The 13241-nt window shown below is 49.0% G+C and carries 27 protein-coding genes; all 27 read left to right on the top strand.

Annotation, left to right across the window (positions count from 1 at the left end; translation table 11 throughout):
- The first annotated feature begins 155 nt into the window (after nt 1–155).
- A complete protein-coding gene (rpsJ, locus tag HAV38_RS08050) occupies nt 156–473 on the top strand; it encodes a 30S ribosomal protein S10 (RefSeq protein ID WP_108441493.1) in 318 nt (105 codons plus the stop codon).
- A gap of 196 nt (nt 474–669) precedes the next feature.
- The gene (gene rplC, locus HAV38_RS08045; RefSeq protein WP_245182259.1) at nt 670–1338 is read left to right on the top strand and encodes a 50S ribosomal protein L3; all 669 of its coding nucleotides are present in this window, start codon (nt 670–672) and stop codon (nt 1336–1338) included.
- A 3-nt stretch (nt 1339–1341) separates the two neighbouring features.
- Nucleotides 1342–1962: a 50S ribosomal protein L4 gene (gene rplD / locus HAV38_RS08040; protein WP_168054174.1), complete on the top strand. Its 621-nt coding sequence runs from the start codon at nt 1342–1344 to the stop codon at nt 1960–1962.
- On the top strand, nt 1959–2273 hold the full coding sequence (gene rplW / locus HAV38_RS08035) for a 50S ribosomal protein L23 (protein ID WP_168054172.1): 315 nt from the start codon (nt 1959–1961) through the stop codon (nt 2271–2273). Before rplD ends, rplW begins: the two co-directional genes overlap by 4 nt.
- Nucleotides 2273–3100, top strand: coding sequence for a 50S ribosomal protein L2 (gene rplB, locus HAV38_RS08030; protein ID WP_108441489.1), 828 nt, complete (start codon nt 2273–2275; stop codon nt 3098–3100). The genes rplW and rplB overlap by 1 nt, the downstream gene beginning before the upstream one ends.
- 10 nt (nt 3101–3110) lie before the next feature.
- Nucleotides 3111–3386, top strand: a complete 276-nt coding sequence (gene rpsS / locus HAV38_RS08025) for a 30S ribosomal protein S19 (protein ID WP_108441488.1) — start codon at nt 3111–3113, stop codon at nt 3384–3386.
- A 6-nt stretch (nt 3387–3392) separates the two neighbouring features.
- Nucleotides 3393–3725, top strand: a complete 333-nt coding sequence (gene rplV, locus HAV38_RS08020) for a 50S ribosomal protein L22 (protein ID WP_184013448.1) — start codon at nt 3393–3395, stop codon at nt 3723–3725.
- A gap of 9 nt (nt 3726–3734) precedes the next feature.
- Nucleotides 3735–4586, top strand: a complete 852-nt coding sequence (gene rpsC / locus HAV38_RS08015) for a 30S ribosomal protein S3 (protein WP_168054170.1) — start codon at nt 3735–3737, stop codon at nt 4584–4586.
- Between the two features lie 2 nt (nt 4587–4588).
- Complete coding sequence (gene rplP, locus HAV38_RS08010; protein WP_168054168.1) at nt 4589–5008, top strand: 50S ribosomal protein L16; 420 nt, start codon at nt 4589–4591, stop codon at nt 5006–5008.
- A 12-nt stretch (nt 5009–5020) separates the two neighbouring features.
- A complete protein-coding gene (gene rpmC / locus HAV38_RS08005) occupies nt 5021–5212 on the top strand; it encodes a 50S ribosomal protein L29 (protein ID WP_168054166.1) in 192 nt (63 codons plus the stop codon).
- A complete protein-coding gene (rpsQ, locus tag HAV38_RS08000) occupies nt 5212–5484 on the top strand; it encodes a 30S ribosomal protein S17 (protein ID WP_168054164.1) in 273 nt (90 codons plus the stop codon). The genes rpmC and rpsQ overlap by 1 nt, the downstream gene beginning before the upstream one ends.
- 227 nt (nt 5485–5711) lie before the next feature.
- A complete protein-coding gene (gene rplN, locus HAV38_RS07995) occupies nt 5712–6080 on the top strand; it encodes a 50S ribosomal protein L14 (protein ID WP_108441483.1) in 369 nt (122 codons plus the stop codon).
- Between the two features lie 9 nt (nt 6081–6089).
- Nucleotides 6090–6404 carry a 50S ribosomal protein L24 gene (gene rplX / locus HAV38_RS07990; protein WP_168054162.1) on the top strand — a complete coding sequence of 105 codons (315 nt, stop codon included), beginning with the start codon at nt 6090–6092 and terminating at the stop codon, nt 6402–6404.
- 6 nt (nt 6405–6410) lie between these two features.
- Nucleotides 6411–6950, top strand: coding sequence for a 50S ribosomal protein L5 (gene rplE / locus HAV38_RS07985; RefSeq protein ID WP_168054160.1), 540 nt, complete (start codon nt 6411–6413; stop codon nt 6948–6950).
- 7 nt (nt 6951–6957) lie between these two features.
- Nucleotides 6958–7263, top strand: a complete 306-nt coding sequence (rpsN, locus tag HAV38_RS07980) for a 30S ribosomal protein S14 (RefSeq protein WP_108441480.1) — start codon at nt 6958–6960, stop codon at nt 7261–7263.
- Nucleotides 7264–7277: 14 nt separating this feature from the next.
- Nucleotides 7278–7673, top strand: coding sequence for a 30S ribosomal protein S8 (gene rpsH, locus HAV38_RS07975; protein ID WP_108441479.1), 396 nt, complete (start codon nt 7278–7280; stop codon nt 7671–7673).
- 10 nt (nt 7674–7683) lie between these two features.
- Nucleotides 7684–8217, top strand: a complete 534-nt coding sequence (rplF, locus tag HAV38_RS07970) for a 50S ribosomal protein L6 (protein ID WP_168054158.1) — start codon at nt 7684–7686, stop codon at nt 8215–8217.
- A 12-nt stretch (nt 8218–8229) separates the two neighbouring features.
- Nucleotides 8230–8592, top strand: coding sequence for a 50S ribosomal protein L18 (rplR, locus tag HAV38_RS07965; RefSeq protein WP_168054156.1), 363 nt, complete (start codon nt 8230–8232; stop codon nt 8590–8592).
- 11 nt (nt 8593–8603) lie between these two features.
- Nucleotides 8604–9122 carry a 30S ribosomal protein S5 gene (gene rpsE / locus HAV38_RS07960; protein WP_168054154.1) on the top strand — a complete coding sequence of 173 codons (519 nt, stop codon included), beginning with the start codon at nt 8604–8606 and terminating at the stop codon, nt 9120–9122.
- Between the two features lie 7 nt (nt 9123–9129).
- A complete protein-coding gene (rpmD, locus tag HAV38_RS07955) occupies nt 9130–9312 on the top strand; it encodes a 50S ribosomal protein L30 (protein WP_108441475.1) in 183 nt (60 codons plus the stop codon).
- A gap of 26 nt (nt 9313–9338) precedes the next feature.
- The gene (gene rplO / locus HAV38_RS07950; RefSeq protein ID WP_168054152.1) at nt 9339–9770 is read left to right on the top strand and encodes a 50S ribosomal protein L15; all 432 of its coding nucleotides are present in this window, start codon (nt 9339–9341) and stop codon (nt 9768–9770) included.
- A 26-nt stretch (nt 9771–9796) separates the two neighbouring features.
- Nucleotides 9797–11128: a preprotein translocase subunit SecY gene (gene secY / locus HAV38_RS07945; protein WP_108441473.1), complete on the top strand. Its 1332-nt coding sequence runs from the start codon at nt 9797–9799 to the stop codon at nt 11126–11128.
- A gap of 35 nt (nt 11129–11163) precedes the next feature.
- Nucleotides 11164–11382: a translation initiation factor IF-1 gene (infA, locus tag HAV38_RS07940; RefSeq protein ID WP_014004414.1), complete on the top strand. Its 219-nt coding sequence runs from the start codon at nt 11164–11166 to the stop codon at nt 11380–11382.
- Between the two features lie 40 nt (nt 11383–11422).
- On the top strand, nt 11423–11536 hold the full coding sequence (rpmJ, locus tag HAV38_RS07935; RefSeq protein WP_168054150.1) for a 50S ribosomal protein L36: 114 nt from the start codon (nt 11423–11425) through the stop codon (nt 11534–11536).
- 27 nt (nt 11537–11563) lie between these two features.
- Nucleotides 11564–11929, top strand: a complete 366-nt coding sequence (gene rpsM / locus HAV38_RS07930; RefSeq protein WP_108441471.1) for a 30S ribosomal protein S13 — start codon at nt 11564–11566, stop codon at nt 11927–11929.
- Nucleotides 11930–11971: 42 nt separating this feature from the next.
- Nucleotides 11972–12376, top strand: coding sequence for a 30S ribosomal protein S11 (gene rpsK / locus HAV38_RS07925; RefSeq protein ID WP_014004417.1), 405 nt, complete (start codon nt 11972–11974; stop codon nt 12374–12376).
- A gap of 185 nt (nt 12377–12561) precedes the next feature.
- The gene (rpsD, locus tag HAV38_RS07920; RefSeq protein ID WP_168054148.1) at nt 12562–13185 is read left to right on the top strand and encodes a 30S ribosomal protein S4; all 624 of its coding nucleotides are present in this window, start codon (nt 12562–12564) and stop codon (nt 13183–13185) included.
- The last annotated feature ends 56 nt before the right edge of the window (nt 13186–13241 follow it).

Below are 13241 nucleotides of genomic sequence, written 5' to 3'. Positions count from 1 at the left end.
GAAGGTGGGCGTACTGTTGGTGCGGGTGTGGTTGCCAAGATCCTGCCAGATCCACAATAAGTTGGGTGTATCTGTCCGGTGCATTGCTGGCCGGGCAGGTTATTAATATACCTTGGATGGCTATTCATTCAAGGGTCGTTCTTTAAAGGAAAATCATGTCTGCTCCAAATCAAAAAATCCGGATTCGTCTGAAAGCATTTGACTATCGTCTAATCGACCAATCTGCTCAAGAAATCGTTGATACAGCAAAACGCACTGGTGCAGTTGTTAAGGGTCCAGTACCTTTGCCAACACGTATTCAACGGTTTGACGTTTTGCGTTCGCCGCACGTCAACAAGACTTCACGCGATCAGTTTGAAATCCGTACGCACCAACGTTTGATGGACATCGTTGATCCTACAGACAAGACTGTCGATGCATTGATGAAGCTGGACTTGCCAGCTGGCGTTGATGTAGAGATCAAGCTGCAATAATTCCTGCAGTACAACAGTTGCAGTGCAACTGTTGTAAATAAGATTGAACGGGTTGTATGACGCACATACCATGATCAACTTGGTGTTGCAAATAATATTTAACCCGGATATACTAGTCGGCTTCGGTGTGGCGGTGGATTCCACTATCACACGTATTTAGTAGTACAACATCAGCCCCGCCCAATCGTAGGCGGGAATGGAGAAAACAATGAGCCTAGGCCTTGTTGGTCGCAAGGTTGGTATGATGCGCATCTTTACGGATGATGGGGAATCAATTCCTGTTACCGTTGTGGACGTATCAAACAACCGTGTGACTCAAATCAAAACGCCTGAAACAGACGGTTATACCGCTGTTCAAGTTGCATTCGGTCAGCGTCGCGCTTCACGCGTGAATAAAGCTGCAGCCGGTCACTACGCCAAAGCCGGTGTAGAAGCTGGTACCATCCTAAGAGAATTCCGTATCGATTCTGCTAAAGCTTCTGAATTGACTGCTGGCGATGTTATCGCTGCCAGCCTGTTCGAAGCCGGTCAAAAGGTCGATGTGCAGGGTACTTCAATCGGTAAGGGTTACGCTGGTGTTATCAAGCGTTACAACTTCTCATCCGGTCGTGCTACCCACGGTAACTCCCGTTCACATAATGTTCCAGGTTCCATCGGTATGGCGCAGGATCCAGGTCGTGTTTTCCCTGGTAAGCGTATGACCGGTCACATGGGTGACGTTACTGTAACTACGCAAAACCTTGAAATCGCACGTGTTGACGCCGAGCGCCAACTGTTGATGGTTAAGGGCGCAGTTCCAGGTGCAAAGAACGGTCAAGTTGTCGTGATGCCTGCTATTAAAGTCAAAGCAAAGAAGGGAGCCTAATTCATGGAACTCAAGCTCCTGAATGACCAAGGACAAGCTGCTTCAAACGTTGCCGCTCCGGATACTATATTCGGTCGTGACTACAATGAAGCGCTAATTCACCAAGTCGTCGTCGCTTATCAGGCTAACGCTCGCAGCGGTAACCGTAAGCAAAAAGATCGTGAAGAAGTTCATCACACAACCAAAAAGCCTTGGCGTCAAAAAGGTACGGGCCGCGCTCGTGCTGGTATGTCGTCATCACCTTTGTGGCGTGGCGGTGGTCGTATTTTCCCGAACTCGCCTGATGAAAATTTCACGCATAAAGTTAACAAGAAGATGTATCGCGCAGGTATCTGCTCGATTCTGTCTCAGTTAGCGCGTGAAGGTCGTCTGTCGGTTGTCGAGAATTTCTCGGTAGAAGCACCAAAGACTAAGCTGCTGTCGCAAAAGCTAAAAGATATGGGTCTGGATTCTGTGTTGATCATCACTGACAACCTGGAAGAAAACCTGTTATTGGCTGCGCGTAACCTGCCAGGCGTACTGGTATGTGAGCCACGTCATGCTGATCCAGTTTCTCTGGTGTTCTACAAGAAGATCTTGATCACCAAGTTGGCATTGGCCAAGATTGAGGAGATGCTGGCATGAACGCATTAAAACATAGCGAAGAGCGCTTGATGAAAGTGTTGCTAGCGCCAGTAATTTCCGAGAAGGCAACGTTTGTTGCGGAAAAAAACGAGCAAGTCGTTTTCCGTATCGCACCCGACGCTACCAAACTGGAAGTTAAAGCTGCTGTCGAATTGCTCTTCAAAGTGCAGGTTGAGTCGGTGCAAGTCGCCAACCGCATTGGTAAGCAAAAGCGCTCCGGTAAATCCAACGGCCGACGTAATCATACGCGTCGCGCATTTGTATGTTTGAAGCCGGGTCAAGAGATCAACTTCACCGAGGAGGCTAAATAATGGCACTCGTTAAAGTTAAACCGACCTCGCCGGGTCGCCGTGGAATGGTTAAGGTCGTTAATCCCGACCTGTACAAAGGCCGTCCATTTGCTGCCCTGATCGAAAAGAAATCGAAAACAGCGGGTCGTAATAACAACGGTCATATCACTACCCGTCATATCGGTGGTGGTCATAAGCAGCACTATCGCGTTATTGACTTTAAGCGTAACAAAGATGGTATTCCAGCGAAAGTGGAACGTATCGAATACGATCCAAACCGTACTGCGAATATCGCATTGTTGTGCTATGCAGATGGTGAGCGTCATTACATCATTGCAGCTAAAGGCATGGCAGTAGGCGATCAAGTGATGAATGGTTCGCAAGCGACGATCAAGTCCGGCAACTGCCTTCCTATTCGCAACATCCCGGTTGGTACCATCATGCATTGCGTTGAAATGCTTCCAGGTAAAGGCGCTCAAATGGCGCGTACTGCTGGGGCTGGCGTTGTGTTGATGGCTCGCGAAGGAATCTACGCTCAGGTTCGCCTGCGTTCCGGTGAAGTCCGTCGTGTGCACATTGAATGTCGTGCAACCGTCGGTGAAGTCGGCAATGCTGAACATAGCCTGCGCAAGATTGGTAAAGCGGGTGCTATGCGTTGGCGCGGTGTTCGTCCTACCGTTCGCGGTGTGGTTATGAATCCGGTTGACCATCCTCACGGTGGTGGTGAAGGTAAGACCGCAGCTGGTCGTCATCCAGTTTCGCCATGGGGTCAGCAGACAAAAGGGAAGAAGACACGCCGCAACAAGCGTACTACTTCAATGATCGTCTCGCGCCGTGGCAAGAAATAAGGGGTAACACATGACACGTTCATTGAAAAAAGGGCCGTTCTGCGACGCCCACCTGGTGAAAAAAGTCGAGGCTGCTCAGGCAATCAAAGACAAAAAGCCAATTAAGACCTGGTCGCGTCGGTCAACCATCATGCCGGACTTTATCGGTTTGACGATTGCTGTGCATAACGGCAAACAACACGTCCCGGTTTATGTTTCCGAAAATATGGTCGGTCACAAACTCGGCGAATTCGCTTTGACTCGTACGTTCAAGGGTCATGCCGCCGATAAAAAGGCTAAGAGATAAGGTCCGATGATGGAAACTAAAGCTACCCTCCGCGGTGTGCGTCTTTCGGCCCAAAAGGGCCGTCTGGTCGCCGATCTGATTCGCGGCAAAAAAGTTGATCAAGCTCTTCATATTCTGACGTTTAGTCCGAAGAAGGGTGCTGCAATCATTAAACGTGTTCTGGAGTCCGCAATTGCGAACGCCGAGCATAACGATGGTGCAGATATCGACGAACTGAAAATCACGACGATCTATGTCGAAAAAGGTTCGGTCCTGAAGCGCTTTACAGCGCGTGCAAAAGGCCGTGGTGATCGTATCTCGAAGCAATCCTGTCACATTTACGTGACTGTCGGAAACTAAGGAGTCACGATGGGACAGAAGATTCATCCAACCGGTTTTCGACTTGCGGTAACGCGTAACTGGAGTTCACGTTGGTATGCTGGCAATAGCAATTTTGCCACTATGCTTAACGAAGATCTGAAGGTTCGTGCTTACCTCAAGAAAAAACTGAAGAACGCCTCCGTTGGCCGTGTTGTTATTGAGCGTCCTGCAAAGAACGCCCGCATTACAATTTACAGCTCGCGTCCAGGTGTTGTTATCGGTAAAAAAGGCGAGGACATCGAAGTATTGAAGTCAGCGCTGACCAAACTGATGGGTGTACCGGTTCACGTTAATATCGAAGAAATTCGTAAGCCTGAAACCGATGCACAGTTGATCGCTGATTCGATTGCTCAGCAGCTCGAAAAACGTATTATGTTCCGCCGCGCGATGAAACGTGCGATGCAGAATGCAATGCGTCTAGGCGCGCAAGGGATCAAAATCATGTCAGCCGGTCGTCTGAATGGTATCGAAATTGCTCGTACTGAATGGTATCGCGAAGGCCGTGTGCCACTGCACACTCTGCGCGCTGACATTGACTACGGTTTCGGCGAAGCTGAAACTACGTACGGCATTATTGGTATCAAAGTCTGGGTTTACAAAGGCGATCGTTTGCCTAACGGTGAAACACCGGTAGTCGACATCCCTAATGACGATGACAAAAAGCGTCGTGGTCCACGTCGTGACGATGGTAAGCCGTCTAGCCGTCCACGTCCTAAAACTACAACCGCAGCGGGTCCGGGTGCAGCAGTTGCGCGCCCAGCCCGTGCCAAAAAGCCGGATGGCGCTGCTGAAGGTGTTGTTGCAGTTGCATCGGCACCGGCTGAGAAAGCAGGAGAATAACCATGCTGCAACCAGCACGCAGAAAGTTTCGTAAAGAGCAAAAAGGCCGCAACAAGGGCATTTCGCATTCGCGCGGTACTGCCGTGTCGTTTGGCGAATTTGGTCTGAAGGCGGTTGGCCGTGGTCGTATTACGGCTCGTCAGATCGAAGCTGCACGTCGCGCAATGACGCGTCACATCAAACGGGGTGGTCGTATCTGGATTCGCATTTTCCCAGACAAGCCAATTTCTCAAAAGCCTGCCGAAGTCCGCATGGGTAACGGTAAGGGTAATCCTGAGTACTACGTGGCTGAGATTCAGCCAGGTAAAATGCTATACGAGATGGATGGCGTCGATGAAACACTCGCGCGTGAGGCATTCCGTTTGGCTGCAGCTAAATTGCCGCTATTGACCACGTTCGTCGTGCGTCAAATCGGCCAATAATTGGAGTGAATCATGAAAGCATCTGAACTCCGCGACAAAGATCAAGCGGCATTGGCTAAAGAGCTGAAAGAATTGTTGAAGGCGCAGTTTAGTCTTCGTATGCAAATCGGTACTCAGCAATTAAACAATACGTCGCAATTGAAAAAAGTTCGTCGCGATATCGCACGGGTCAAGACCGTCATCAACTCGAAGGGCGCCCAGTAATGAACGATCAAGTGAAACAACCGCTGAAGCGCACGCTGGTTGGTAAAGTTGTATCCGACAAAATGGATAAGACTGTTACCGTCCTAATCGAACGCCACGTTAAGCATCCTCTGTATGGCAAAATCATCGTACGTACTAACAAGTACCACGCGCATGATGAAGCCAATCAGGCTAAGGAAGGCGACGTAGTAGAGATCCAGGAAGGCCGCCCTATCTCCAAGACTAAAGCTTGGAGTGTGACGCGTGTTGTACAAGTTGGACAAGTTCTATAAGTATTTGTTGCGGGCCAGGCATATTGATGTAATAATGCTTGGCTTCGCTCCTGTTGGTTTCCAATAAGAGCGAGATGAGTACTCTGCAGTTGAAGCAAAAGAATTAGCAAGAAGTTTTGGAAGTCGTCCACCTAAGCAGTGCATCCATCAAGGGTGTTTCTGACAGGACCAAGACTGACCGTATATCCGCATAGTGCGGCCGCGAGTTAAGTTGGGAAAGAAAAATTATGATTCAAACGGAAAGCCGGCTCGAAGTAGCCGACAACACTGGTGCGCGCGAAGTTATGTGCATCAAGGTTCTGGGTGGTTCCAAGCGTCGTTACGCAAGCATTGGCGATGTTATCAAAGTAACTGTTAAAGTTGCTGCGCCGCGTGGCCGCGTTAAAAAGGGCGAGATCTACAACGCCGTGGTTGTTCGCACTGCAAAAGGTGTGCGCCGCCCCGACGGTTCGTTGGTCAAGTTCGATGGTAACGCAGCAGTGTTGCTTAACGCAAAGCTGGAGCCAATTGGTACGCGTATTTTTGGACCAGTCACTCGTGAATTGCGCACAGAGCGCTTCATGAAGATTGTTTCACTCGCGCCTGAAGTGCTGTAAGGAGTCGAGATGGATAAGATTCGGAAAAGTGACGAGATAATCGTCCTGACTGGTAAAGACAAGGGCAAGCGCGGAGTTGTAAAACAACGCGTTGATGCTAACTTTGTTATCGTTGATGGTATTAACGTTGCTAAAAAAGCGACTAAACCAAATCCGATGACTGGTGAAACTGGTGGCATCGTTGATAAGCTGATGCCAATTCATGTGTCAAATGTTGCGTTGTTTAACGTAGCAACTGGCAAGGCAGATCGCGTTGGTTTTAAAGACGTGGACGGTAAGAAGGTTCGCGTTTTCAAGTCCAGCGGCGAAGTTGTTAAGGTTTAAGAGATCATGGCCCGTCTCCAAGAGTTCTATAAAGAAAAGGTCGTTACTGATCTGATAGCGAAATACGCTTATAAATCAGTAATGGAAGTTCCGCGTATCCTGAAGATCACCCTCAACATGGGTTTATCGGAAGCTATTGCGGACAAGAAAATCATCGAGCACGCAGTCGGCGATTTGACCAAGATTGCAGGTCAAAAGCCAGTTGTGACCAAGGCGCGTAAAGCGATTGCGGGTTTTAAAATCCGTGAAGGCTACCCAATTGGTTGTATGGTTACGCTGCGTGGCGCTCACATGTACGAATTTCTGGATCGCCTTGTTACTGTCGCGCTACCGCGTGTTCGTGACTTCCGTGGTGTTTCTGGTCGTGCATTTGACGGTCGTGGTAACTACAATATCGGTGTGAAAGAGCAGATCATTTTCCCCGAAATTGAATACGACAAGATTGACGTACTGCGTGGTCTGAATATCAGCATCACGACGACTGCCAAGACCGACGATGAAGCGAAGTCGCTTCTCGCCGCATTTAAATTTCCGTTCAGAAACTGAGGTTGCCATGGCAAAACTGGCACTGATTAACCGTGAACAAAAGCGTGCTGACCTGGTAAAGAAATTTGCCGGTAAGCGTGCCGAGTTAAAGGCAATCATTGATGACCAATCGAAGTCGGAAGAAGAGCGCTACGAAGCTCGCTTGAAATTACAAGCGCTGCCACGTAACTCAAATCCGACTCGTCAACGTAATCGTTGCGCCTTGACTGGTCGTCCACGTGGCACTTTCCGCAAGTTCGGTCTGGGCCGTATTAAGCTCCGTGAAATCGCCATGCGTGGTGAGATTCCGGGTATGACTAAAGCTAGCTGGTAATAGGAGAATATGCAATGAGTATGAGCGATCCTATCGCCGATATGCTGACCCGTATCCGCAATGCGCAAGTAGTACAAAAGACCGCCGTGGCAATGCCATCGTCGAAGGTCAAAATTGCGATTGCTAACGTCCTTAAGGACGAGGGTTACATCGAAGATTTTGCTGTTGCCGAAGCAGGTGGCAAAGCAGAACTGAAAATCGGTTTGAAGTATTACGCCGGCCGTCCAGTTATCGAGCGCATTGAGCGCGTATCCCGTCCAGGATTACGTGTCTACAAGGGCAAAGATGACATTCCAAATGTGATGAACGGCTTGGGTGTTGCAATTATTTCGACACCACAAGGTGTCATGACGGACCGCAAAGCGCGCGCAACCGGTGTCGGTGGCGAAGTTATTTGCTACGTCGCCTAAGGAGTCCAACATGTCACGTGTAGGTAAAATGCCGATTGCACTGCCAGCTGGCGCGGAAGCGACCATCTCTGCAGAGCAGATCGTAGTAAAAGGCCCTCTGGGTACATTGTCACAGATCTTAACTGGTCAGGTGACTGTCGAAAACAATAACGGAACGCTTAATTTCGCTGCCGCGAATGACAGCCGTGAAGCCAATGCGATGTCCGGAACACTACGTGCTCTGGTCAATAACATGGTTACCGGCGTTACCAAAGGCTTCGAAAAGAAGTTGACTCTGGTAGGCGTTGGTTTTCGTGCGCAAGCGCAAGGCGATAAGTTGAATTTGTCGCTCGGTTTCTCGCATCCTGTTGCGCACCAAATGCCTGAGGGCGTGACGTGTGCAACACCGACGCAAACCGAGATCCTGATTAAGGGAATCGACAAGCAACGTGTTGGCCAGGTCGCCGCAGAAGTTCGTGCTTACCGCAAACCTGAGCCTTACAAGGGCAAGGGCGTTCGTTATTCGGACGAAGTGGTAATCCTTAAAGAAACCAAGAAGAAGTAATAGGGGTTGACGATGGATAAGAAACAATCACGTCTGCGCCGCTCACGCCAAACGCGTGCCAAGATCGCAGAGTTAAAGGTGACTCGCTTAGCAGTGCATCGTACTAATTTGCACATCTACGCTAGCATCATTGGCCCTGACGCTAAAGTGCTGGCTTCGGCCTCAACACTTGAAGCGGAAGTACGCCAGGAGTTGGCTGGTCAATCTGGCAAAGGCGGAAATACTACCGCTGCGTCTCTGGTTGGTAAGCGTGTCGCTGAGAAGGCATTGAAAGCCGGAGTTACCGAAGTTGCGTTTGATCGCTCCGGTTTCCGTTACCATGGCCGCGTCAAGGTGTTGGCAGATGCCGCACGTGAAGCTGGTCTGAAGTTCTAAGGAAAAACGTCATGGCAAAAATGCAATCGAAAATGCAAAGCGACAAGCCGGATGATGGCATGCGCGAAAAAATGATTGCGGTCAACCGTGTAACCAAAGTGGTTAAGGGTGGTCGTATCATGGGTTTCGCAGCATTGGCTGTTGTTGGTGATGGCGATGGCCGTATCGGCATGGGCAAGGGCAAGTCGAAAGAAGTGCCAGTTGCAGTGCAGAAGGCTATGGAAGAAGCCCGTCGCAAGATGATCAAAGTAACGTTGAAAAACGGCACTTTGCAACACACTTTGACCGGCAAGCACGGCGCGTCATCGGTATTGATGGCTCCTGCTAAAGAAGGTACTGGCGTTATTGCTGGTGGTCCAATGCGCGCCATTTTTGAAGTGATGGGTGTGACTAACGTTGTGGCTAAGTCCAACGGTTCCACCAATCCTTACAATTTGGTTCGGGCTACGTTGAATGGCCTGGCAAAAATGAACACTCCATCGGAAATCGCTGCTAAGCGCGGTAAGTCCGTTGAAGACATTATCGGCTAAGGTGATCATGATGACTAAGACTGTAAAAGTACAATTGATCAAAGGTTTGATCGGTACACGTGAAACACATCGTGCGACAGTGCGCGGTTTGGGCTTACGTCGTGTTAATTCGGTTTCCGAATTGCAAGACACACCATCGGTGCGTGGCATGATCAATAAAGTGTCCTATCTTGTGAAAGTAGTTTCGTAAGCTTCGGCTTACGAACGGAGCAAATTATGGAATTGAATACTATCCAACCAGCAGACGGCGCCAAGCACTACAAGCGTCGCGTAGGTCGCGGTATTGGCTCGGGTATCGGTAAAACTGCCGGTCGTGGTCATAAAGGTCAAAAATCTCGTTCGGGCGGTTTTCATAAAGTCGGTTTTGAAGGCGGTCAGATGCCTTTGCAACGTCGCTTGCCTAAGCGTGGTTTTAAATCAATGGCTACTCCGTTCAAAGCAGAAGTTCGCTTGTCGGAACTAGAGCAATTGCCTGTCACTGAGATCGATATATTGGTCTTGAAGCAAGCCGGCGTTATCGGGGAACTCGCACGCGTGGTACGGGTTATCCTGTCCGGCGAGCTGACAAGAAAAGTAAACCTGAAAGGCTTGATCGCCACTAAAGGCGCTAAAGCTGCGATTGAAGCAGTCGGCGGCACTGTTGCTTAATTTGGCTTACTGACTCGGAGCGACAATTGGCGACTACTCCACAACTTGCAAAAAGCGCTGCTAGCGGTTTCCCTTGGGGTCGTTTGTGGTTCTTACTGGCCGCATTAGTTGTTTATCGGATCGGCGCACACATACCTGTGCCGGGGATTGACCCGACACAGTTAGCCCAGTTGTTTAAACAAAACCAGGGCGGTATTCTGGGTATGTTTAACATGTTTTCCGGCGGCGCATTATCTCGGTTTACTGTTTTTGCATTAGGTATCATGCCGTATATCTCGGCATCTATCATTATGCAACTGATGTCGATCGTGTCTCCCCAACTTGAGGCCCTCAAAAAGGAAGGCGAGTCTGGACGACGCAAGATCACACAATATACGCGTTACGGGACGTTGCTTCTTGCGACATTCCAGGCGTTAGGTATAGCAGTAGCACTTGAATCGCAAGCAGGCTTGGTACTTGATCCTGGTTTAGCATTTCGTTTTACAACGGTTGTGACACTGGTGACCGGTACAATGTTTTTGATGTGGTTGGGTGAGCAAATTACTGAGCGTGGTCTTGGTAACGGCATCTCGATCATAATCTTTGCTGGTATTGCGGCAGGTTTGCCAAACGCAGTCGGTGGTTTGTTCGAGCTGGTGCGTACAGGTTCGATGGCTGCTTTGTCGGCGATCTTAATCTGTTTGATTGTTGCTGCGGTGACGTTCGTGGTCGTATTCATTGAACGTGGTCAGCGCAAGATTCTTGTGAATTACGCGAAACGGCAAGTTGGTAACAAGATATACGGCGGGCAAAGCAGTCATTTGCCTCTGAAGCTGAACATGGCGGGTGTGATTCCTCCGATTTTTGCTTCATCGATCATCTTGTTTCCAGCAACGATTACCAGTTGGTTCATTTCGGGTGATACTACTAATCCAGTAGTTCGCTTCTTAAAGGATCTGGCTGCATCGTTGGCTCCTGGCGAACCGATTCATGCTTTGCTGTATGCAGTTGCTATCGTGTTCTTTTGCTTCTTTTATACTGCTTTGGTATTCAACAGCAAAGAAACTGCAGATAACCTTAAAAAGAGCGGCGCATTTGTTCCGGGGATTCGCCCAGGTGACCAGACTGCACGTTATATCGACAAGATTTTGATGCGTTTGACGCTAGCAGGTGCGGTTTATATTACACTGGTTTGCTTGTTGCCAGAGTTCTTGATTGCACGCTGGAAAGTACCGTTCTATTTTGGTGGTACGTCACTGTTGATTATCGTTGTGGTCACCATGGACTTCATGGCGCAAGTACAAAATTATGTGATGTCGCAGCAGTATGAATCGCTGCTTCGTAAAGCAAATTTCAAGGGCGGAATTCCTACGCGTTAAGTTGGATTGAGCGCCCAGAGGAACCAGAAGACCGAATGGCAAAAGACGACGTTATCCAGATGCAAGGCGAGATTCTAGAGAATCTCCCCAATGCTACATTTAGAGTTAAGTTGGAAAACGGGCATATCGTACTCGGTCATATTTCTGGCAAGATGCGGATGAATTATATCCGTATCCTTCCAGGAGATAAGGTGACGGTAGAATTGACACCTTATGATTTAAGCCGGGCACGAATAGTTTTCCGTACCAAATAATCAGTATTTAGAACCTTAAGCTGAAAGAAAGAGGGCTACCATGAAAGTGCTCGCATCAGTTAAGCGGATTTGCCGCAACTGTAAGATCATTAAGCGCAAAGGCGTTCTACGCGTCATTTGCATAGAACCGCGCCATAAACAGCGTCAAGGTTAACTAACGTTATTGATCGAGGAATAACGAATGGCACGTATTGCAGGGGTAAATATCCCAAACCATCAACACACTGTTATCGGCTTAACCGCCATTTATGGTGTTGGCCGCCCACGTTCGCAGAAGATTTGCGACGCGACGGGTATTTCGACCAGTAAAAAGGTCAAAGATCTAGACGACAGCGAATTAGAAAAGCTTCGCGATGAAATTGCAAAATTCATCGTGGAAGGTGATCTACGTCGCGAATTGTCAATGAACATCAAGCGTCTGATGGATCTGGGTTGCTACCGTGGTATGCGTCACCGTAAGGGTCTACCTTGCCGTGGTCAACGTACCCGTACCAACGCACGTACCCGTAAGGGGCCGCGTAAAGCCGCTCAATCGCTGAAGAAATAATGTGCTTCGCGTTGATTTGTAGTCGGATTCAAGGAAATTATTATGGCAAAGTCCCCAAATAACGCCGCAGCAGCACGTGTGCGTAAAAAAGTTAAAAAGAACGTTGCAGAAGGTATCGCACATATTCACGCGTCCTTTAACAACACCATCATCACGATTACCGATCGTCAAGGTAATGCGTTGTCATGGGCGACATCTGGTGGTGCTGGCTTTAAAGGCTCCCGGAAGTCGACTCCATTTGCAGCGCAGGTAGCAGCTGAAGCCGCCGGTAAAGTAGCTGTTGAATGTGGTGTTAAGAATCTGGAAGTTCGTATCAAGGGCCCTGGTCCTGGTCGCGAATCTGCCGTACGCGCTTTGAACAACCTGGGTATCAAAATCACCCAGATCCAAGACGTGACGCCAGTGCCACACAACGGTTGCCGCCCTCCAAAGCGTCGTCGTATTTAAGTCGCAATATATACATCTTTGCGCTGTTAGTTTTAGGATTGACAGCTTGCAAATGACCCGCCAATGTCCTTGGCGGGTTTTGTTCTTAAGCCCACCGTCTGTTTGAAGGTAAAACAGACTAGCGTCAGTTACTTAAGGCCTTCTAAGGTCTTGGTGGCGGGCGTCACTTCACCAAAGGAATCATCGTGGCACGTTACATCGGACCTAAAGCAAAACTATCACGCCGTGAAGGTACGGATCTGTTCCTGAAAAGCGCTCGACGCTCTTTGGACTCTAAGTGCAAACTAGATTCAAAGCCAGGTCAACATGGCCGTACTTCAGGCGCGCGTACTTCGGACTACGGTAATCAATTGCGCGAAAAGCAAAAAGTTAAGCGTATGTACGGTATTTTGGAACGTCAGTTCCGCCGTTACTTCGCTGAAGCAGACCGTCGCAAGGGTAACACTGGCGAAACTTTGTTGAGATTGCTGGAAGCGCGTCTGGACAACGTCGTTTATCGTATGGGCTTTGGTTCGACCCGTGCTGAAGGCCGTCAATTGGTCTCGCACAAAGCGTTCACTGTCAACGGTAACGTTGTCAACATCGCTTCATACCAGGTTAAAGCTGGCGACGTTGTTGCGGTTCGTGAAAAATCGAAAAAGCAAGTCCGCATCGCTGAAGCGTTGTCATTGGCTGAGCAAATCGGTATGCCTTCATGGGTTTCCGTTGATTCGAAAAAAATGGAAGGCACTTTCAAGTCCCTGCCAGATCGTAGCGAAATCGCTGCTGATGTCAACGAATCGCTGATCGTCGAACTGTACTCGCGTTAATTTGTAAATATTTTCTCTGCCCATCTTAGGATGGGCTTTTTTCGTCATGCCATCAG

The sequence above is a fragment of the Glaciimonas immobilis genome, assembly GCF_011947285.1.
Classification (GTDB): domain Bacteria; phylum Pseudomonadota; class Gammaproteobacteria; order Burkholderiales; family Burkholderiaceae_D; genus Glaciimonas; species Glaciimonas immobilis.
The sequence above is the reverse complement of the archived record's forward strand: the minus strand, read 5'-3'. Positions and strand labels throughout refer to the sequence as shown.

Excerpts from the sequence above, each read along its gene's own strand:
- rpmC (WP_168054166.1), top strand. The coding sequence starts at position 5,021 with ATGAAAGCATCTGAACTCCGCGACAAAGATCAAGCGGCATTGGCTAAA.
- rplN (WP_108441483.1), top strand. The coding sequence starts at position 5,712 with ATGATTCAAACGGAAAGCCGGCTCGAAGTAGCCGACAACACTGGTGCG.
- rplW (WP_168054172.1), top strand. The coding sequence starts at position 1,959 with ATGAACGCATTAAAACATAGCGAAGAGCGCTTGATGAAAGTGTTGCTA.
- rpsQ (WP_168054164.1), top strand. The coding sequence starts at position 5,212 with ATGAACGATCAAGTGAAACAACCGCTGAAGCGCACGCTGGTTGGTAAA.
- rplE (WP_168054160.1), top strand. The coding sequence starts at position 6,411 with ATGGCCCGTCTCCAAGAGTTCTATAAAGAAAAGGTCGTTACTGATCTG.
- infA (WP_014004414.1), top strand. The coding sequence starts at position 11,164 with ATGGCAAAAGACGACGTTATCCAGATGCAAGGCGAGATTCTAGAGAAT.
- rpsE (WP_168054154.1), top strand. The coding sequence starts at position 8,604 with ATGGCAAAAATGCAATCGAAAATGCAAAGCGACAAGCCGGATGATGGC.
- rplP (WP_168054168.1), top strand. The coding sequence starts at position 4,589 with ATGCTGCAACCAGCACGCAGAAAGTTTCGTAAAGAGCAAAAAGGCCGC.
- rpsK (WP_014004417.1), top strand. The coding sequence starts at position 11,972 with ATGGCAAAGTCCCCAAATAACGCCGCAGCAGCACGTGTGCGTAAAAAA.
- rpmJ (WP_168054150.1), top strand. The coding sequence starts at position 11,423 with ATGAAAGTGCTCGCATCAGTTAAGCGGATTTGCCGCAACTGTAAGATC.
- rplR (WP_168054156.1), top strand. The coding sequence starts at position 8,230 with ATGGATAAGAAACAATCACGTCTGCGCCGCTCACGCCAAACGCGTGCC.
- rplF (WP_168054158.1), top strand. The coding sequence starts at position 7,684 with ATGTCACGTGTAGGTAAAATGCCGATTGCACTGCCAGCTGGCGCGGAA.
- rpsJ (WP_108441493.1), top strand. The coding sequence starts at position 156 with ATGTCTGCTCCAAATCAAAAAATCCGGATTCGTCTGAAAGCATTTGAC.
- rplC (WP_245182259.1), top strand. The coding sequence starts at position 670 with ATGGAGAAAACAATGAGCCTAGGCCTTGTTGGTCGCAAGGTTGGTATG.
- rplO (WP_168054152.1), top strand. The coding sequence starts at position 9,339 with ATGGAATTGAATACTATCCAACCAGCAGACGGCGCCAAGCACTACAAG.
- rplV (WP_184013448.1), top strand. The coding sequence starts at position 3,393 with ATGATGGAAACTAAAGCTACCCTCCGCGGTGTGCGTCTTTCGGCCCAA.
- rplB (WP_108441489.1), top strand. The coding sequence starts at position 2,273 with ATGGCACTCGTTAAAGTTAAACCGACCTCGCCGGGTCGCCGTGGAATG.
- rpmD (WP_108441475.1), top strand. The coding sequence starts at position 9,130 with ATGATGACTAAGACTGTAAAAGTACAATTGATCAAAGGTTTGATCGGT.
- rplD (WP_168054174.1), top strand. The coding sequence starts at position 1,342 with ATGGAACTCAAGCTCCTGAATGACCAAGGACAAGCTGCTTCAAACGTT.
- rpsN (WP_108441480.1), top strand. The coding sequence starts at position 6,958 with ATGGCAAAACTGGCACTGATTAACCGTGAACAAAAGCGTGCTGACCTG.
- rpsS (WP_108441488.1), top strand. The coding sequence starts at position 3,111 with ATGACACGTTCATTGAAAAAAGGGCCGTTCTGCGACGCCCACCTGGTG.
- rpsM (WP_108441471.1), top strand. The coding sequence starts at position 11,564 with ATGGCACGTATTGCAGGGGTAAATATCCCAAACCATCAACACACTGTT.
- rpsH (WP_108441479.1), top strand. The coding sequence starts at position 7,278 with ATGAGTATGAGCGATCCTATCGCCGATATGCTGACCCGTATCCGCAAT.
- rpsC (WP_168054170.1), top strand. The coding sequence starts at position 3,735 with ATGGGACAGAAGATTCATCCAACCGGTTTTCGACTTGCGGTAACGCGT.
- rplX (WP_168054162.1), top strand. The coding sequence starts at position 6,090 with ATGGATAAGATTCGGAAAAGTGACGAGATAATCGTCCTGACTGGTAAA.